The sequence below is a fragment of the Saccharothrix sp. NRRL B-16348 genome (genome assembly GCF_001280085.1).
Classification (GTDB): domain Bacteria; phylum Actinomycetota; class Actinomycetes; order Mycobacteriales; family Pseudonocardiaceae; genus Actinosynnema.
The window spans coordinates 90896-109198 of the sequence record NZ_LGED01000194.1; the positions used below are offsets into that span (position 1 = coordinate 90896).

The following is an 18303-nucleotide window of genomic DNA, read 5'->3' on the forward strand; positions in this document are numbered from 1 at the left end:
GGAAAGCAACAATTCGTGCGTCAAGGGACTGAACGGACACATCCACACGAATCAGCCCATCGGCCGTTCGGGGTAGCCGAACTCCACCGCGCTCACGTCGTCCAACGCCGCCCGGATCGCCGGCGGCAACGTCAGCTCCTCCGCCGCCAGCGACCCCAGCAACTGGGCCGTGTCCCGCGCGCCCACCACCGGCGCCACCACCCCAGGCCGGTCACGCACCCACGCCAGCGCCACGCACAACGCGCTCGTGCCCAACCCGTCCGCCGCCGTCGCCACCGCCTGCACGATCCGCGCCGCCCGCTCCGTGCGGTGCTGCTCCACGTACCCGGCGAAGTGCGCCGACGCGCCCCGCGAGTCCGACGGCGTGCCGTTGCGGTACTTGCCGGTCAGCACGCCACGCCCCAACGGTGCCCACGGCAGCAGCCCGACGCCGTGGTGCTGCGCCGCCGGCGCCACCTCCCGCTCCACGCCCCGCTCCAGCAGCGAGTACTCGACCTGCGTCGACACCAGCGGCGTGTGCCCCGGCAGCGCCGCCGCCGTGCCCAGCTGCCACCCCGAGTAGTTCGACACCCCCGCGTAGCGGACCCGCCCCGACGCCACCGCCGTGTCCAACGCCGACAGCGTCTCCTCCAGCGGCACGTTCGCGTCCCACGCGTGCAGCTGCCACAGGTCGATGTGCTCCACGCCCAACCGGCGCAGCGACCCGTCCAGCGCGTGCAGCAGGGCGCCGCGCGACGCGCCGCCGCCGAACGGGCCGTCGTTGCGCCGCGCCACCGCCTTCGTCGCGATCACCAGCTCGTCACGCGGCACGACCTCGCCCAGCAGGCCGCCCAGGATCCGCTCGCTCTCGCCCTCCACGTACACGTCGGCGGTGTCCACCAGCGTGCCGCCCGCCTCGGTGAAGGCCAGCAACTGGGTGGCCGCCTCGTCCGCGTCGGTGTCCCGTCCCCAGGTCATCGTGCCCAGGGCCATCCGGGAGACCCGCAGTCCGCTGCGCCCGAGGTATCGCTGTTCCACGCGGGGGAGCCTAAAGGGTGATCGACATTCCGGCGGGCCGTGGCACGCGCCTGTCAAGGCCGAATCCCGTCACGATCGGGACACACCGGCCGGGGTGTCGCCCTGGCCAACCAGGTTACCGACCGGTAGGGTCCGGTTCGTGCGACTGGGACTGAACCTCGGGTACTGGGGCGCGGGCAACGACGCCGCGAACCTCGAACTGGCCAGGGAAGCCGACCGACTGGGCTACTCGGTGGTGTGGGCCGCCGAGGCCTACGGCTCCGACGCGCCCACGGTCCTGGCGTGGGTGGCCGCGCAGACCGAGCGCGTCGACGTCGGCAGCGCGATCCTGCAGATCCCCGCGCGGACGCCGGCGATGACCGCGATGACCGCCGCCACCCTGGACTCCCTGTCCGGCGGCCGGTTCCGGCTCGGCCTCGGCGTGTCCGGGCCGCAGGTGTCGGAGGGCTGGCACGGCGTGCGGTTCGACAAGCCACTCGGCCGCACCCGCGAGTACGTCGACATCGTCAACACCGCCCTGCGCCGCGAGCGGCTGAGCTACGACGGCGAGCACTACACGCTGCCGCTGCCCGACGGCCCCGGCAAGGCCATCAAGCTGACCGTGCACCCCGTGCGCGAGCACATCCCGGTCTACCTGGCCGCCGTCGGCCCGAAGAACGTCGAGCTGGCCGGCGAGATCGCCGACGGCTGGCTCGCGCTGTTCTTCTCGCCCGAGCACTCCGGCGACGCGCTGGCCTCGCTCAAGGCCGGCCGCGACAAGGCGGGCAAGACCCTCGACGACTACGACATCGCCGCCACCGTGCCGATGGTCGTCGGCGAGGACTGGCGCGCGTGCGCCGACCGGATCCGGCCCTACGCGGCGCTCTACGTGGGCGGCATGGGCAGCCGGAAGAAGAACTTCTACAACGACAACGCCGCGCGCATGGGCTTCGCCGCCGAGGCCGCGGAGGTCCAGGACCGCTACCTCGCCCGCGACTACGACGGCGCCATGGCCGCGCTGCCGCTCGGCTTCCTCGACGGGACTTCCCTGCTCGGCACCAAGGAGCGCATCGCCGACAAGATGCGCGCCTACGCCGAAGCGGGGGTCACCACGCTCACCCTTTCGCCCATGCTGCAAGATCTCGAGCAGGGGATCGCCGCGCTCCGCACGGCGACCGAAGCTCTGGATCTGGCAGGAGTGGGTAGTTGAGCTGGTTGCAGGCCCTTGTCCTAGGACTCGTCCAGGGACTCACGGAATTCCTGCCCATTTCCTCGTCGGCGCACGTCAGGATCGTCTCCACGCTGTTCTTCGGCAACGACGCGGGCGCGTCGTTCACCGCGGTCATCCAGCTGGGCACCGAAGTCGCGGTGCTGATCTACTTCGCCAAGGACATCGGCAACTTCATCGCGGCCTGGTTCCGCGGCCTGTTCAGCAAGGCCGCGCGCAAGACCGAGGACTACCGCATGGCCTGGTACGTGATCATCGGGTCCATCCCGATCAGCGTGCTCGGCTACCTGTTCAAGGACGAGATCCGCTCGTCGCTGCGCAACCTGTGGATCACCGCCACCGTGCTGGTGGTGTTCGGCCTGCTGCTCGGCCTGGCCGACCAGTTCGCCCAGCACCTGCGGAACAAGCTCCAGCTCAAGGACGCCGTCGGCATGGGCCTGGCCCAGGCGATGGCGCTGATCCCCGGCGTGTCCCGCTCCGGCGGCACCCTCACCGCGGGCCTGTTCCTCGGGCTGGACCGCGCCGCCGCCGCCCGCTACTCGTTCCTGCTGGCCCTGCCCGCCGTGTTCGGCGCCGGGCTGTTCAGCATCCCCGACGTGCTCGACCGCTCCGAGCCCAACGCCGCGTCCGTGCCGCAGATGATCGCCGCGACGGTCGTCGCGTTCGTCGTCGGCTACGCCACCATCGCCTGGCTGCTGCGCTACGTCTCGAAGCACAGCTACTCGGCGTTCGTGTGGTACCGGCTGCTGCTCGGCATCGTCCTGATGGGGCTGCTGTCGATGGGTCTGCTCAACCCGACATAGGGTTGGCCGCGTGGCTACCGTGATCCTGCTGCGACACGCCCGCTCCACCGCCAACGGAGCGGGCGTCCTCGCGGGCCGCCAACCCGGCGTGACCCTGTCGGAACGGGGCGAGGAGCAGGCTTCGGCACTGGTCGACCGGCTCGCCGGCGTGCCCCTCGCCGCCGTGGTGACCTCGCCGCTGGAACGCTGCCGGCAGACGCTGGCGCCCCTGCTCGACAAGCTCGGCCTCGACGCGACCGTCGAACCCGACCTCGCCGAGGTCGACTACGGCCAGTGGACCGGGCGCGCGATCAAGGACCTGCTCGCCGAGCCCCTGTGGTCGGTCGTGCAGCAGCACCCGTCCGCCGCGGTGTTCCCCGACGGGGAAGGCCTCGCGACCGTGCAGGCGCGCGCGGTGGCCGCGATCCGGGCCCACGACGCCCGGGTCACCGCCGAGCACGGACCGCGCGCCGTGTGGCTCGCGTGCAGCCACGGCGACGTGATCAAAGCCGTCCTCGCCGACGCGCTCGGCGTCCACCTCGACGGGTTCCAGCGCATCGTGGTCGACCCGGCGTCGGTGTCCGTCGTCCAGTACACCGAGACCCGGCCGTTCGTGCTGCGCGTCAACGACAACGGCGGCGACCTGTCCGTCCTCGTGCCACCGCCGGGGAAGACCGAGGAACCGCCGTCCTCCGACGCCGTGGTCGGCGGCGCGACCGGCGCCTGAAGCAGCGCGTGGCCCCCGGACAGTGCAGGGTAGTCCGGGGGCCACGGTGCGCTTGGCCGGGGCGGGCGGCCGCGTGAAGACGATCGTATTGGCGTCAACGCGCGGGTAAACGCAGTCCCGCGGGCTGGACGTCCGGCGCCGCCGGGCCACTTGCGCAGGTCAGCCGGGCCGCCGATACCGACCGGACGGTCATAACCGCAGCTCAACGCACGTGGAAACACGGCGGAAACAAACCGCGCAAGCGGGCCGACGCCCTAATCCGCTAGACCGTTCGGTTCCGCCCGGAAGGACCGGACGTGTTAGAAGTTAACAACCCACCGTGCGCCCTTGATCACAGCCCGAGGCGGGTGACCGCGTTGTCCTCCAACGGATTCGCGGTGCGGATGTAGCGGTGCACCGTGCGCGGGTTCGTCCAGCGGCCCTGCCGCATGATCTCCCGGTCGCTCGCGCCGCCCAGCGCGGCCTGCGTGGCGAACCCCGCCCGCAGCGAGTGCCCGCCGAACAACGCCGGGTCCAACCCGGCCCGCGCCGCGTACCGCTTCACCACGTCCGACACCGCCCGGTCCGACATCGACCGACCGCCCAGCCGCCCGTGCCGGCTCACCGACGGGAACAGCGGGCCCCGCGCCGGGTCGGGCCGGTAGGAGTGGCAGCGGTGCGTCGGCGACGCGTCGCCCTCGTCCTCCAGCAACGTCCGCGGCTCCGGCGCCGTCAGCACGTCCACCCAGTCCGCGTACGCGCACACCGGGCACGTCGGGCGCCGTGCGCCGCGGGGGAGGACCACGCGCTGCCGGTGCGCGCCGGTCTGGTCGGTCTTCGTCACGCCCAGCTCGACCAGCAGCAGCGGCTCGTGCGTGCGCGGGTCCACGTCCACCGTGACGTCCTGCAGCGCCACCGCCGCCAACTCGCTGCGCCGCAACGCCCCCGCGAACCCCACCAGCAGCAGCAACGCGTCACGGCGACGCGCGACCCCCGTGGGCCAGCCCGGCGGCGGCAGCTCCGCCAGCAACGACTCCAACGTGCCCAGCAGCACCGGCCGCTTGCGCCGCGGCTGCGCCTGCCGGGTCCGGCGGATGCCGCGCAACGTCAACCGCACCACGTCGGACCGCGTGGGCGAGGGCAGGCCGCCGGCCGCGTGCACCGCGGCGATCGCCGCCGCCTTGCGCTCCAACGTGGACGGGCCGAACGCGGGGGAGCCGTCGGGCTTCGTCGTGTCCGCCGCGACCGCCAGGTACACCGCCACGTCCACCGGGTCCGCGGGCAACGCCACCCGGCCCTCGGCCTCGCACCACGCCGCCCAGCCCACCCAGTCCGAGCGGTAGGCCCGCAGGGTGTTCGCCGACTGCGCGGCCCGCAGGTAGCCCGACAGGGCGTCGGCCTGCTCCTCGTCGAAGCGGCGCCGCACCTGGTCCAACGCGGCGAAGTCCACCAGGGCCGCGTGCCGCACGCGGTCGAGTTCCGCGCGCACCGGCTCGGGCAAGGTCACGCGGTCACCCTAACATTGTTGATAACTTTAATACCTTCAGTGTGGATTAATAGACCACTTGTCCCGGGTCGCTACTATGCGGAACCGTGCGCGCCCTACAACACCCGGACGTGGCAGACCTGCGTCTCGCGACCGTGCTCAACGCGCTCGCGGACCCGGTCCGGCTGCGGATCGTGGCCGAACTCGCCCGATCGGGCGGGATCGTGTGCGGGCAGTTCGACGTGCCGGTCAGCATGTCGACGCTGTCGCACCACCTGAAGGTGCTCCGCGAGGCCGGGGTGCTGCGAGTGACGCCCCAGGGCAGCTACCGGACCCACGAGCTGCGGCGCGAGGAGATGGAACACCGGTTCCCCGGCGTGCTGGACTCCATCACCCGGGCGATCGAAGCGCCCTGACACCGGCTCAGGGGTTCACGTACAGGCAGAACGGGTGGCCCACCGGGTCGAGGTAGACGCGCACGTTCTCCTGCGGCTGGTGGTCGGCGAGCGTGGCGCCCGTCGCGACCGCGTGCGCGCCGGCGGTCTCCAGGTCGTCCACCTCGATGTCGAGGTGCGCCATCATCAGCTGGTCGCCGTCGGAGGCGGGCCACGTGGGGCGGCGGTAGCGCGACTCGGTCTGGAACGACAGCCCGGCGCCGCCGTCGGGCGGGCGGAGGGTGGCCCAGCCGGGTTCGTCGTCGCCGAGGGACCAGCCGAGCAGGTCGCGGTAGAAGCGGGCGAGGGCTTGGGCGTCGGGTGCGTCGAGCACGGTCGCGGTCAGCTTCAGCACGGTCTTGATTTTGACGCCGCCGGCCGTCGCCCGCTCGACGGTGCCGTGCACGTGGCCGGGACCCGGGCCGACACAGCGGTGGGGGCGGCCGGATCGTCCCGGCCGCCCCCACCCTTGTCGTGCCCTCTGGTCACCCGTCCGAGCGCGGGTGCTGCAGTTCGCCGGGCTTGGGGCTGAACTCGGCCAGTTCGCGCAGCGCCAGGTGGTAGCGCGGGTCGTTCTTCGTGTAGCAGCCCTTGCCCAGCGTGTGCGCGTAGGCCGCGCAGGTGCCGTCGGTCTGCCTGGTCAGGTGCGAGGCGGTCGCGAGGATGCCGAGCGAGTTGTCGACGCGCGGCATGTAGCGGTCGCCGATCGAGGAGCCCGCGGAGGCCAGGAGCAGGAACACCGCCACGAGCGCGCCGAGGCCGAGCGACGGTGAGGAGAGCGCGGCGCGGACGCGGGGGACGGCGTCGAAGCGACGCACGCCGAAGTAGGCGGCGAAGCCGGTGAGCAGGAGCAGGCAGTAGAGGAGTTCGGCGGTGCTGCGGGGGTAGAGCTGCACGGCGTCGGCGGCGTACATCTGGGAGCCGAAGTGGAAGCGCAGCAGCCAGGCGCCGGCGAAGACGCAGGTGAGGGTGATGACGATGGTCCGGCTGCGTGCGACGGCGATCGCGGCGGCCACGCCGACGAGGGCGAGGATGGTGAACAGGCCGACGCCGCCGATCTCGCCGGGCGGGGGCCAGGGGCCGGTGGTGCCGGGGAGGTCGGTGCGCCACATGGCGATGTAGGTCGGCTCGGTCCAGGTGTCCCAGTAGAAGTAGCGGTCCTTGACCGAGCCGGAGGCGTCCAGCAGGCCGAAGAGGTGGCGCCAGGACACGGCGACGAAGACGGCGGTGGTGACGGCGAGCAGGGTGAGGCCCTTGGCCCAGCCGGTGCGCCAGGGGAACAGCACGAGGGCGGCGACCACGATGCCGGGTGCGGACCAGACGAACCAGCCGGAGTAGATGAGGAAGATCAGGCCGAGGGCGAGTCCGAAGCCGAGGGCGGGCAGGACGATGCCGCGCCAGGTGGTGTCGCCGGCGCGCCGGAGTCGGCGGAGCAGGGCGATCAGCACGGGGACCATCACGACGAGCATGATCGTGGTGTAGGGCTTGTACGGCTCGATCAGCACGATGGCGGGGAGCACGCCGAGGGCGAGTGCCCACATGGGGGACAGCAGCAGTCGCCAGGCGAGGTAGGCGACGGGTCCGAACAGCGCGGTGCCGACGATCTGCAGTGGCTTGAGGACGTTGTCCGGTGTGGAGCCGGTGAGTTCGGAGAGCCAGGCGGTGAGGTGGATCCAGGCTGGTGGGTAGTCCGGCTTCATGGTGCCGGTGTCGATCAGTCCTTGTGCCCAGTCGCTGAGGGTGCCGGCGTCGCCGTAGTTGGCGAACAGGCCCCAGGACGTGCCGCGCAGGGCGATCACGATCGCGCCGGCGACGAGTCCGCTGAACAGGCCGGCCGCGGCGGCGGCCACGAGTCTGCGTGCGGTGGGTGCGTGGGCGGTCCAGCGGACGCGGGTGGTGACCACGACGAGCGTCAGCAGCACGAGGGCGATGACGGCGTAGCGGAGTTGGAGTCCGGCGAGGCCGCTGACCTGGCCGATCCGGTCGAGGGGGTTGACCTCGACGCCGCGGGCGAGCACCACCGTCAGCGCCGCGGCGGCCACGGACACGACGGCTTCGGCGGCGATGAGCCAGCCTCGGCGGGGTTGTGCGGTGGTGGGCGGCGGCGGGGTGGGCTCGGGGCTGGTCCGCGGCGGTTGTTCTGGCGCGGTCGACAGCACCGTCGATCACTTCCTCACGGGTTTGGTGGTTCCGAATGCGTGGCGGACGAGGAGCTTGGCGCTGGCGGTCTGCCTCGAGGTGACGGCGCCGGGCAGCATCAGCAGGGCGTGCAGGCGGGACGACAGGTGCAGGCGGGCGGCTTTGGCCGCGCGGTGCCAGCCGATGTGGTCCATGTGTTCGGCGACGTCGAGGAAGAAGTCGCGTTCTTCGGTGAAGCGCCCGCCGACGGAGGCCAGGGAGGAGGACACGCTGGCGTCGTGGCGGCGGTACTGGAAGCAGAGGTCGGGCACGACGGCGAGTCGTCCGCCGCGTTCGAGGAGGTCGAGCATGAGGGCGAGGTCGAGGACGACGCTGAGGCCGGGGCGGAAGCCGAGGTCTTTGAGGGCTTCGCGGCGCCAGCACAGGGAGGGGAAGTAGGTCCAGTTGCCGCGCAGGAGGCTGACCGCGAGGTCTTCGCCGCTCATCACCTTGGGTGTGGTGGTGGGTGCGTAGATGTTGCGCTTGACGCGGTCGGTGAGGGGTTGGACGACCTGGCCGGTGCTGTCGATGACTTCGACGCCTGCTTGGACGACGTCGGCGTCGGGGTAGCGGTCGGTGGTGCGGCGGATGGTGCTGACGTAGTTGGGCAGCATCGCGTCGTCGGAGCCCATGACCACGAGGAAGTCGCGTTCGGCGAGGTCGAGGCACTTCTGGAAGTTGGCGTTGATGCCGAGGTTGTGGTCGTTGCGCCGGTAGCGGACGCGGTCGTCGCGGAGCGAGTCGAACCACTCGGGGAGTTGGTTGTCGGCGACGCTGTCGTCGATGACGGTGAGGCGCCAGCTCTCGTCGTCCTGGGCGATGACGCTGCGCACGGCGGTTTTCAGGTACGCGATGTCGCCGTAGTGGGGCAGCATGATGTCGATGCCGTTCATGGTCACCTCGTGGGACCGGCGATCGGTCTGACGATCAGTCTGCGGTGTGGAACGCCCATCCCCTTGCCACGACCTTTCCCCTTGCGCGCTGCACCCGTGGATCCACCCGTGCTCCGGGGATACCGGCTATCAGGAGGTGGCAACGAGGCAGCCTACTGTGTTGGTGTGAGGCGGGGTCATCTTGCCCCCGCGTTGGTGATCCAACGCTGTGGTCGTGTGGTTGGGCTCGTTGGTTCTCGGTGTGTCGGGGTTACGTGTTCGTGGCGATCTCGGGTCATTCGCGGTCGGGCGGATGTGGTGGTGGTGCGCGGTGTTCTGCCTGGTGGCGGTGTTGTGGTGGAACGTTGGTGGAAAAGTTGGTTGCCGTTGTCGGTTGCGGTGGGCCTTCGGCTGCCATTTACCCGGTGTTCGGTGTGTTCGGTGTAATGCGGCGGTTCTCGGTTATGCGACTACTTAGGTCTGATGGGGATTCGTCCGGTTGTCGGACGTGGTCGGGCCAGGTGAAGGCACCGGCGGCGATCACCTGATCGTGAAAGTCTCACCCGGTCTGGCGACGGGGGCGTGGGCGCGTTCGGCGGCTTCGACGTGGCCGAGGGTGTGGCCGATGTGGGTGAGCAGGAGTCGTCGGGCGCCGCGGCCGGCCGCGGCGGCGTCCTCGGGGGAGCAGTGGTGCGGTCCGGCGCCGTCGGCTTCGCACAGGAACAGGCCGGCGCCGTCGGCGAGGTCGTGGAGTGCCTGGCAGGGGCCGGTGTCGCCGGAGTAGGCGAAGACGGCGTCGTCGTGGGTGGCGCGCAGGCCGAACGCGGGCAGTCCGTGGTCGACGGCGCGGCTGGTGAGGGTGAGGTCGCCGATCTCGGCGCGGTGGCCGTCGTGCAGTTCGTGCACCTCGAACGCGGCGGAGGCGGGGTTGGGCGACGCGCCGGCGAGGAAGGTCTCGAGCCGGTCGGCGAGTCCGGGTGGGCCGTAGAGGGGGATGGGCGCGTGCGGTTGGTGGTCGGCGAACAGCAGCGCGTAGTAGTAGGGCAGCAGGTCGGCGGCGTGGTCGGCGTGGGTGTGGGAGATCCAGACCGCGTCGAGGAGGTCGGGGCGGTGGTGGCGTTGCAGCTCGGCGAGCGTGCCGGGGCCGGCGTCGACCCACACGGCGGTGTGCTCGCTGCGCAGCAGGTAGCCGGAGCAGGGGTTGCCGGGGCGCGGGTAGGGCGTGGCGGTGCCCAGGACGGTGAGGCGGAAGGTCACGCGACAGTGTGACTCAGCGCGTGGTGGGTGGTCACGGGGTGGTGTGGCGCAGCACGTGCACTCCCGCGGCTGTTTTGAGGTAGGCCCAGGTGGTGGCGCCGGTGGTGGCGAGGCCGACGTGGGAGGCGGAGGCGCGGGCGAGGTCGTCGGGCAGGGTGACGGCGGTCCAGGCGTCGCCGGTCCAGCGGTGGAACGCGGGTCGGGTCTCGAAGGAGCCGCGGGTGGCGCGGACGCCCCAGGTCCAGCCGGCGGCGACGCCGTGCACGCTGAGCCGGCCGGTGTCCTCGGGTGCGGGGACGGCGTTCCACTGCTCGCCGTCCCACCGGTGCACGCGGAGTCCTTCGGTGTCGCGGACGTGGCCGAGCCAGACGTCGTGGGGTGCGGCGGCGGCGAGGCGGGCGACGTGGCCGCGTTCCGTGCGGGGTCCGGCGACCTCGGTCCAGGTGGCGCCGTCCCAGTGGACGAGGACGGGGTAGTCGTAGGTGGCGGGTCCGGCGCCGGCGAGGCCTCCGCCGCCGGCCCACACGTCGTGGGGTCCGGTGGCGGTGATGGTCTGGAGGCTTTCGCGGGCGGAGGACGTCGCGGCGCGCAGTCGCCAGCGGTGGCCGTCGAAGTGCAGGGCGTCGCGGCCGGCGCCGACGACGTGCACGTCGTCGGCGTGGACGGCGGTGACGGCTTTGGCCCAGGCGATGTGCGGTGTGGCGACGACCTGCCAGGCCGTGCCGTCGTAGTGCAGCACGAGGGGGCGGCCGGCGCTGTTGCCGACGGCCCAGACGTCGTCGGGTGCGGCGGCCGACACGCCGGACAGGCTCGCCGCGGCGGGCAGGTCGGGCAGGGGTTCCTCGCGCCAGGTGTCGCCGGTCCAGCTCAGCACGAGTGGCGTGGACGGTCGGCTGGTGAACACGCCGGTGGTGCCCGCCAGCCAGGCGTGGTGCTCGCCGGCGGTCGCCAGGTCGGCCAGTGCGGTGCTGGGCGGCAGCACGGGCACCGGCACGGGTCGGAACAAACCAATTCCCCCTCGATGGGTCGTCCCCCGACTCATCGCATGATCCAGCTCATCGGCCGGGGTGCCGCGGCGCCAGCCGCCGAACGGCGGGTTGTGGTTGGCGCATCAGCACGCCCTGGGCGTTGTCGTGGCGGCTGTGGGGTGTGTTGTCCGAGGTGGTGGCGTTGCGGCGGGCCGGGGGGCTCACGTGGTCAGCGTTCGGGCCAATGCGTCGAGTGCGGCGCGGTAGGCGTGTTCGGCCGGGGTCGCGTAGCCGACGACGATGCCTTGTCGTGCCGCGTGGTCGGGGTCGTGCCAGTGGGGGCGCAGTCCCGACAGGGCCAGTCCGCGTGCGGCGGCCCGTGCCAGCACCGCGGTTTCGTCGGGGTGTTCCACGAGCGCGTGCAGTCCGGCCGAGACGCCGTGCGCCGGTATTCCGAGGTCGTCCAGTCGTTGCACGAGCTGGTCGCGGCGGTGTCGGTAGCGCTGTCGGCAGCCGCGGATGTGCCGGTCGTAGGCGTGGGTGCCGATCAGGTCGGCCAACGCGAGCTGGCCCACGACCTCGGTGTGGTGGTCGGCGTGCAGCTTCGCGTCCACTACCGGGTCCAGCCAGCGCGGTGGCAGCACGAGCCAGCCCAGGCGGACGCCGGGTCCCAGCGTCTTCGACGCGCTGCCCGCGTACACGACGTGGTCGGGAGCGGTGCCCTGGACCGCGCCGAGCGGCCGGCGGTCGTAGCGGAACTCGCCGTCGTAGTCGTCCTCGACCAGCAGTCCGCCGGACTCGCGTGCCCACGCGGTCAACGCGTGCCGTCGCGACGGGTGCAGCGGCACGCCTGTCGGGTACTGGTGCGCCGGGGTCACCACTGCCGCCGCCACGTCCGCGGGGGTGGTGGCGCCTCGGTCGTCTACCGGCAGCGGCACCACCGGGCGTCCGGCGCGGGCCACGACGTCCCGGTGGAACGGCAGCCCGGGGTCTTCCATGGCGACCGGCCCGTCGACGACCGACGCCAGCAGCGCCAAGGCCTGTGCGTAGCCGGAGGTCACCACGATCCGCTCCGGCGTGGCCCGCACGCCGCGCGTGCGTCCCAGGTATTCCGCCAGCGCGGTGCGCAACTCCACGCGGCCGCGTGGATCGCCGTAGCCGTGCACGCTCGCCGGCGCCGCGGTGAGCGCCCGGCGGGTCGCGCGCAGCCAGGCCGCGGTCGGGAACGTCGACACGTCGGGGCTGCCGGGTGTGAGGTCGTGCCGAGGGCTCGGCGGTAGCGGCGTGGCGGCCGTGGCGGGCGGGTCGGCTCGGGGGAGCGGTGCGACCTGCGTGCCCGCGCCCCGACGTGCCGTCAGGTAGCCCTCGGCGACCAGTTGGTCGTAGGCGGCGGCGACCGTGTTGCGGGCCAACCCGAGTTCGACGGCCAGCTTCCGGGTCGCGGGCAGCCGGGCGCCCGGCGCCAACCGCCCGGCCCGAATCGCCTCCCGCAACGCGCGCTCCAGCCCGCCGCGCCGTGACAACGCCGGATCGAGGTCGAGGTGCAGGTCCACGCCCGCGACGGCCCACTGGTTCGACACGGGACCGGACCTTAGCCGGCGGTCGACGCCCCGACCCGTTCCCGGCGTGCGGGCCCGGTCCGGATGACGGCGCGGTGAACGGGTCCTGCACGGCCGGTGGATCACCGCTCCGGCTTGGCGGACGCCTCTCGCACCGCGCCCGGAACCCGGTGGCACCAGGTGTTCGCGGACGCCTCCGGCCGGTTGGGGGAACTGGCAGTATTGGCACGGTTGATCACAGTGGAACAAGGGCGGGGCCGTCGCCGCGAGGCCCTGTCGTGACGGGAGTCGATGTGACCAAGACCGATGTGACCGAGGCGGCCAAGGCGCTGCGCGCGCTGCACGTGCCGGGCAGCCCGCTGGTGGTGCCCAACGCGTGGGACGTCTCGTCCGCGCGGGTCTTCGCCGAGGCGGGCCACCCGGTGGTGGCGACGACCAGCGTCGCCGTGGCCGCCGCCCTGGGCTACCAGGACGGGCACGACATGCCCGCCGACGTGGCGTTCGACGCCGTGCGCCGGATCGCGGCCGCCGTCGACGTGCCGGTGACGACGGACATCGAGCGCGGCTACGACCTGCCGGCCGCGCGGATCGGCGAGCGGCTGGCGGAGGTCGGCGCGGCGGGCTGCAACCTGGAGGACTCCGACCCGCGCACCCAGGCCATGGTCGAGATCGGCGAGCAGGCCGAGTTCCTGGCCGCCGTGCGCGCCGCCAACCCCGACCTGGTGATCAACGCCCGGATCGACGAGTTCCTCCACGGGGAGAAGTCGTTCGACGACGCGGTGCGCCGCGCGCAGGCCTACTTCGAGGTGGGCGTGGACTGCGTCTTCCCGATCCGGCTGCCCGGCGACCGGATCGCCGAGTTCGTCGAGGCCGTCGGTCGGCGTCCGGTGAACGTCGGCCACGGTCCCGGCTCGCCCACGGCGAACGACCTGGCCCCGCTGGGCGTGGCGCGGGTGAGCTTCGGTCCCGGCCTGCACAACGTGCTGATGGCGAAGCAGCTCACCAAGATGGCCACCGCCATGCTCGACGGCGGCAGCCCCTACGGCGGCTGAACTACCCGTCGGTAACGCCCATTAGGGTGAGTCCCATGCACGAGTGGGACACCGACACGCGGGTGGACGCGACGGGGGACGGGCGGTTCGCCACCCACCTCACCGACCGTTGGGCGGGCGACGGCGGCCGGCCCAACGGCGGCTACCTCGTCGCGTTCTGCCTGCGGGCGCTCGGCGCGGTGCTGCCGCACCCCGACCCGCTCGTCGTCGGCGCCCACTACCTGCGCCCCGGCGTCGTCGGACCGGCCCGGGTCGACACCGAGGTCGTGCGCGTCGGACGGCGGCTGTCGACCGGTGAGGCACGCCTGGTGTGCGGCGACCGCGAGGTGCTCCGCGTCGTCGCCTCCTACGCCGACCTCGACGCCGCCGCCGGCCGCACCCTCGTGCTGGACGAGGCGCCCGACCTGCCGCCGCCGGACGAGTGCGTCGACGCCTACGGCGGCCGGCGGCTGCCCGGCGTCACCGTCGCCGACCGGGTCGAGCTGCGCGCGCCCAAGCCCCTCGGCTGGGCGCAGGGCCGGCCGACCGGCACGCCGCGCGCCGAGTTCTGGCTCCGGTTCGCCGACGGCCGCCCCGCCGACACCGCGAGCCTGGCGACCCTGGTCGACACCGCCGCGCCCGCCGTCCTCGAACTCGGCGTGACCGACTCCGCCACGATCGAGCTCACCGTCCACGTCCGCGCGCGACCCGCGCCCGGCTGGCTCGCCGCCCGCGTCGCCACCCGGCACCTCGCCGGCGGCTACTACGAGGAGGATGTCGAACTGTGGGACACGACCGGGCAGCTGGTCGCCCAGTCACGCCAACTCGCCGTGTCCGCCGGCCGATAATCGGCAGCCCCACCGGCCCACCCTCGATATCCTTGACCCAAATGAACCAGATGTCGCACGCTGACCTGCGCAAACGCCTGTCCGAACTGATGTCGCGGGACCAGCGGAGGCTGGCGCGCAGGCTCGAGGGCGCGCGCAAGGTCCGCGACGACTCGGCCCGCGCCGCCGTCCTCGCCGAGATCGAGGCCGAGACGGAGGCCGCCGAGCTGCGCGTCGCCCTGCGCCGCGAGGCCGTGCCGAAGATCACGTACCCGGCCGAGCTGCCCGTCAGCAACCGCAAGGACGACATCGCCGCGCTCATCCGCGACCACCAGGTCGTGATCGTCGCCGGCGAGACCGGCTCGGGCAAGACCACCCAGCTGCCCAAGATCTGCCTCGAACTGGGCCGCGGCGTGCTCGGCCAGATCGGGCACACCCAGCCCCGCCGCCTCGCCGCGCGCACCGTCGCCGAGCGCGTCGCGCAGGAACTGGACACGCCGCTGGGCAGCGCGGTGGGCTACAAGGTGCGGTTCACCGACCAGTCCGGTGAGGACACGCTGGTCAAGCTCATGACCGACGGCATCCTGCTCGCCGAGATCCAGACCGACCGGATGCTGTCGCGCTACGACACGATCATCATCGACGAGGCGCACGAACGCAGCCTCAACGTCGACTTCCTGCTCGGCTACCTCAAGCAGCTGCTGCCGAGGCGGCCGGACCTGAAGGTCGTCATCACCTCCGCGACCATCGACCCCCAGCGGTTCTCCCGGCACTTCGGCGACGCGCCGATCATCGAGGTCTCCGGCCGCACCTACCCGGTCGAGGTCCGGTATCGCCCTATCGTGGACCCGGACGACCCCGGCGCCGACCCGGACCGCGACCAGACCCAGGCCATCTGCGACGCCGTGCGCGAGCTGCAGGCCGAGGGTCCCGGCGACGTGCTGGTGTTCCTGTCCGGCGAACGCGAGATCCGCGACACCGCCGACGCCCTCGCCGCCCTGGAGCTGCGCAACACCGAGGTGCTGCCGCTGTACGCGCGGCTGTCGTTCGGCGAGCAGCACCGCGTGTTCCAGCCGCACACCGCCCGCCGCGTCGTGCTCGCCACCAACGTCGCCGAGACGTCGTTGACCGTGCCCGGCATCAAGTACGTCGTGGACCCCGGCACCGCCCGCATCTCCCGCTACAGCCACCGCCTCAAGGTGCAGCGGCTGCCCATCGAACCCGTCTCGCAAGCCTCGGCCAACCAGCGCAAGGGCCGCTGCGGACGCGTCTCCGAGGGCATCTGCGTGCGCCTCTACAGCGAGGACGACTTCGACGCGCGACCGGAGTTCACCGACCCGGAGATCCTGCGCACCAACCTGGCGTCGGTCATCCTGCAGATGACCTCGATCGGCCTGGGCGACATCGCCGCGTTCCCGTTCATCGACCCGCCCGAGGCGCGCAACATCGCCGACGGCGTGCAGCTCCTGCAGGAACTCGGCGCGATCCTGCCCGCCGAGCAGAAGCTCACCCCGCTGGGCCGCAAGCTCGCCCAGCTGCCCGTGGACCCCCGCCTGGCCCGCATGGTCATCGAGGCCGACCGCAACGGCTGCGTCCGCGAGGTCATGGTCATCGCCTCCGCGCTGTCCATCCAGGACCCGCGCGAACGCCCGTCGGACAAGCAGCAGGCCGCCGACGAGTTCCACGCCCGGTTCAAGGACCCGGACTCGGACTTCACCGCGTTCCTCAACCTGTGGCAGTACCTGCGCGAACGGCAGAAGGAACTGTCGTCCAACCAGTTCCGCCGGCTGTGCCGCGGCGAGTTCCTCAACTACCTGCGCGTGCGCGAGTGGCAGGACATCTACCAGCAGCTGCGGCAGGTCGCGAAAACCCTCGGCGTGCACGTCAACGACCAGCCCGCCGACCCGCGCAACGTCCACGTCTCGCTGCTGTCCGGGCTGCTGTCGCACATCGGGGTCAAGGACGTACCCAAACGCGACCCGGGCAAGCGCGCCGCCACCGAGTACCTGGGCGCCCGCAACGCGAAGTTCGCGATCTTCCCCGGCTCGACCCTGTTCCGCAAACCTCCCCAGTGGGTGATGGCCGCCGAACTGGTGGAGACGTCGCGGCTGTGGGGCCGCACGGTGGCGAAGATCGAACCCGAGTGGGCCGAAAAGCTCGCCGAGCACCTGGTCAAGCGCACCTACAGCGAACCGCACTGGGAAGCCAAGCGCGGCTCCGTCGTCGCCCTGGAGAAGGTCACCCTCTACGGCGTGCCGATCGTCGCCTCGCGCAAGGTCAACTACGGGCGCATCGACCCCGAGCTGTCCCGCGAGCTGTTCATCCGGCACGCCCTGGTGCAGGGGGAGTGGACCACCCACCACAAGTTCTTCCACCACAACCGGGACCTGCTCGCCGAGGTCGAGGAGCTGGAGAACCGGGCCCGCCGCCGCGACATCGTCGTGGACGAGGAGACCGTCTACGACTTCTACGACCAGCGCGTGCCCGCCGACGTCGTGTCCGTCCGGCACTTCGACACCTGGTGGAAGAAGGCCCGCCACACCGACCCCGACCTGCTCACCTTCGACAAGGCGATGCTGCTCAACGACCGTGCCGCGGTCACCCCGGACGCCTACCCCGACGAACTGCGCCGCGGCGGCCTCACCCTGCCGCTGACCTACCGGTTCGAGCCCGGCGCGCCGGTCGACGGCGTCACCGTCAAGCTGCCCCTGCCCGCGCTGACCACCCTGCCGGACGACTCGCTGTCCTGGCAGATCCCGGGCCTGCGCACCGAACTGGTCGTCGCGCTCATCCGGTCGCTGCCCAAACCGGTGCGCCGCAACTTCGTGCCCGTGCCCGACGTCGCCGCCGCCGCTTTGTCCGCCATCGACCCCGACGAACCCCTGCTGCCCGCGCTGGAACGCCGGCTGCGCGAGCTCACCGGCGTCGTCGTGCCCCGCGACGAGTGGCAGCTCGACCAGGTGCCCGAACACCTCAAGCTCACGTTCAAGATCGTCGACGAGAACGACCGCGAACTCGCCCAGGGCAAGGACCTCGCCGCGCTCAAGGCACAACTGCGGGGCCAACTGCGCGAAACCCTCGCCGCCGCCGCGAGCAACCTCGCCCGCACCGGCCTGACCACGTGGGACGTCGGCGACCTGCCGCGCACCGTGCAGCGGCAGCGGTCCGGCATCGTCGTCACCGCCTACCCCGCCCTCGTCGACAAGGGCGACACCGTCGCGGTGGAGATCCTCGACACGCCCGGACGCCAGCGGCAGGCCATGTGGCGCGGCACCCGCCGGCTGCTCCTGCTCACCACCCCGTCCCCGGTCAAGACGCTGCAACGCGGTCTCAACAACGCCGAGAAGCTCGCGTTGACCCGCAACCCGCACGGCGGCGTCGCACCGCTGCTCGCCGACTGCATCTCCGCCGCCGTCGACAAGCTCCTGCGCGACGCCGGCGGGCCCGTGTGGACCGAGGCCGCGTTCACCAAGCTCACCGACCACGTCCGCCGCGGCCTCGGCGAGACCACGTTCGACGTGGTGCACAAGGTCCGCCGCGTCCTGGAAGCCGCCCAGGACGTCGAACTGCGGCTCAACGGCGTGCGCGGCGCCGTGTTCGACGAGTCCGTGGCCGACGTCCGCGCCCAGCTCACCGGCCTGGTGCACAAGGGCTTCGTCACCGAGGCGGGCGCCGACCGGCTCGTCGACGTGCACCGCTACCTGCAGGGCATCGCCCGCCGGCTGGAGAAGCTGCCCGAGAACGTCCGCCGCGACCAGGAGTGGATGGACCGCGTCCACGCCGTGCACGCCGAGTACCGCGAACTGCGCGCCGCCCTGCCCGCCGACGAACCGCACGACGAGCTGGACGAGGTGCGGTGGATGATCGAGGAACTGCGGCTGAGCTACTTCGCCCAGACCATCGGCACCCGCTACACCGTCTCCGACAAGCGCATCTTCAAAGCCCTCGACGCCGTGCCCCGGTAGTCGGCGCCGGGCCC

General features: G+C 72.1%; 16 protein-coding genes. 7 read left to right on the forward strand and 9 right to left on the reverse strand.

The genetic code is table 11. The features are described from left to right. Positions 1 to 51: 51 nt before the first annotated feature. Complete coding sequence (locus ADK67_RS18195) at positions 52 to 1017, reverse strand: aldo/keto reductase (RefSeq protein WP_082403556.1); 966 nt, start codon at positions 1015 to 1017, stop codon at positions 52 to 54. A 139-nt stretch (positions 1018 to 1156) separates the two neighbouring features. Between ADK67_RS18195 and ADK67_RS18200 the strand changes: the two genes are divergently transcribed. From ADK67_RS18200 to ADK67_RS18210, 3 genes are read left to right on the forward strand one after another with little or no spacing between them, the layout of a single operon-like run. Continuing rightward, on the forward strand, positions 1157 to 2206 hold the full coding sequence (locus tag ADK67_RS18200) for an LLM class F420-dependent oxidoreductase (RefSeq protein ID WP_053717618.1): 1050 nt from the start codon (positions 1157 to 1159) through the stop codon (positions 2204 to 2206). After that, complete coding sequence (locus ADK67_RS18205) at positions 2203 to 3027, forward strand: undecaprenyl-diphosphate phosphatase (protein ID WP_053717619.1); 825 nt, start codon at positions 2203 to 2205, stop codon at positions 3025 to 3027. The genes ADK67_RS18200 and ADK67_RS18205 overlap by 4 nt, the downstream gene beginning before the upstream one ends. 10 nt (positions 3028 to 3037) lie before the next feature. Next, on the forward strand, positions 3038 to 3733 hold the full coding sequence (locus tag ADK67_RS18210; protein WP_053717620.1) for a histidine phosphatase family protein: 696 nt from the start codon (positions 3038 to 3040) through the stop codon (positions 3731 to 3733). A 331-nt stretch (positions 3734 to 4064) separates the two neighbouring features. On the opposite strand, the gene ADK67_RS18215 is transcribed toward ADK67_RS18210, so the two are convergent. Beyond that, positions 4065 to 5219: a site-specific integrase gene (locus ADK67_RS18215; protein ID WP_053717621.1), complete on the reverse strand. Its 1155-nt coding sequence runs from the start codon at positions 5217 to 5219 to the stop codon at positions 4065 to 4067. A 110-nt stretch (positions 5220 to 5329) separates the two neighbouring features. On the opposite strand from ADK67_RS18215, the gene ADK67_RS18220 reads away from it, so the two are divergent. Next, the gene (locus tag ADK67_RS18220) at positions 5330 to 5614 is read left to right on the forward strand and encodes an ArsR/SmtB family transcription factor (protein ID WP_231648245.1); all 285 of its coding nucleotides are present in this window, start codon (positions 5330 to 5332) and stop codon (positions 5612 to 5614) included. Between the two features lie 7 nt (positions 5615 to 5621). Here the strand turns inward: ADK67_RS18220 and ADK67_RS18225 are convergent, their stop codons facing one another. The 7 genes from ADK67_RS18225 to pdxR all read right to left on the reverse strand — a co-directional run bounded on the left by ADK67_RS18225 (position 5622) and on the right by pdxR (position 12487). Continuing rightward, the gene (locus tag ADK67_RS18225; protein WP_442974163.1) at positions 5622 to 6038 is read right to left on the reverse strand and encodes a VOC family protein; all 417 of its coding nucleotides are present in this window, start codon (positions 6036 to 6038) and stop codon (positions 5622 to 5624) included. 79 nt (positions 6039 to 6117) lie between these two features. Continuing rightward, a complete protein-coding gene (locus ADK67_RS18230) occupies positions 6118 to 7791 on the reverse strand; it encodes a hypothetical protein (RefSeq protein ID WP_053717623.1) in 1674 nt (557 codons plus the stop codon). Between the two features lie 6 nt (positions 7792 to 7797). Next, on the reverse strand, positions 7798 to 8703 hold the full coding sequence (locus ADK67_RS18235; protein WP_053717624.1) for a glycosyltransferase family 2 protein: 906 nt from the start codon (positions 8701 to 8703) through the stop codon (positions 7798 to 7800). Positions 8704 to 9222: 519 nt separating this feature from the next. Continuing rightward, positions 9223 to 9939 (reverse strand): MBL fold metallo-hydrolase, encoded by a 717-nt coding sequence (locus ADK67_RS18240; RefSeq protein WP_053717625.1) that lies wholly within the window; start codon positions 9937 to 9939, stop codon positions 9223 to 9225. 31 nt (positions 9940 to 9970) lie between these two features. Beyond that, complete coding sequence (locus tag ADK67_RS18245; RefSeq protein WP_157620544.1) at positions 9971 to 10945, reverse strand: hypothetical protein; 975 nt, start codon at positions 10943 to 10945, stop codon at positions 9971 to 9973. A 49-nt stretch (positions 10946 to 10994) separates the two neighbouring features. Further along, positions 10995 to 11132, reverse strand: a complete 138-nt coding sequence (locus ADK67_RS50995) for a hypothetical protein (protein ID WP_157620546.1) — start codon at positions 11130 to 11132, stop codon at positions 10995 to 10997. Beyond that, the gene (gene pdxR, locus ADK67_RS18250; protein ID WP_053717627.1) at positions 11129 to 12487 is read right to left on the reverse strand and encodes a MocR-like pyridoxine biosynthesis transcription factor PdxR; all 1359 of its coding nucleotides are present in this window, start codon (positions 12485 to 12487) and stop codon (positions 11129 to 11131) included. Before pdxR ends, ADK67_RS50995 begins: the two co-directional genes overlap by 4 nt. A gap of 272 nt (positions 12488 to 12759) precedes the next feature. Here pdxR and ADK67_RS18255 point away from each other — a divergent pair, with 272 nt between their 5' ends. From ADK67_RS18255 to hrpA, 3 genes are read left to right on the forward strand one after another with little or no spacing between them, the layout of a single operon-like run. After that, positions 12760 to 13518 carry an isocitrate lyase/PEP mutase family protein gene (locus tag ADK67_RS18255; protein ID WP_082403557.1) on the forward strand — a complete coding sequence of 253 codons (759 nt, stop codon included), beginning with the start codon at positions 12760 to 12762 and terminating at the stop codon, positions 13516 to 13518. Between the two features lie 35 nt (positions 13519 to 13553). Next, entirely contained in the window at positions 13554 to 14345 is a 792-nt protein-coding gene (locus ADK67_RS18260) for a thioesterase family protein (protein WP_053717628.1), read from the forward strand. A gap of 41 nt (positions 14346 to 14386) precedes the next feature. After that, the gene (gene hrpA / locus ADK67_RS18265) at positions 14387 to 18289 is read left to right on the forward strand and encodes an ATP-dependent RNA helicase HrpA (protein ID WP_053717629.1); all 3903 of its coding nucleotides are present in this window, start codon (positions 14387 to 14389) and stop codon (positions 18287 to 18289) included. The last annotated feature ends 14 nt before the right edge of the window (positions 18290 to 18303 follow it).

What these genes read in the sequence shown, in the direction of transcription:
- ADK67_RS18235 (WP_053717624.1), bottom strand. Translation starts at nt 8,703, where the DNA reads ATGAACGGCATCGACATCATGCTGCCCCACTACGGCGACATCGCGTAC.
- hrpA (WP_053717629.1), top strand. Translation starts at nt 14,387, where the DNA reads ATGAACCAGATGTCGCACGCTGACCTGCGCAAACGCCTGTCCGAACTG.
- ADK67_RS18260 (WP_053717628.1), top strand. Translation starts at nt 13,554, where the DNA reads ATGCACGAGTGGGACACCGACACGCGGGTGGACGCGACGGGGGACGGG.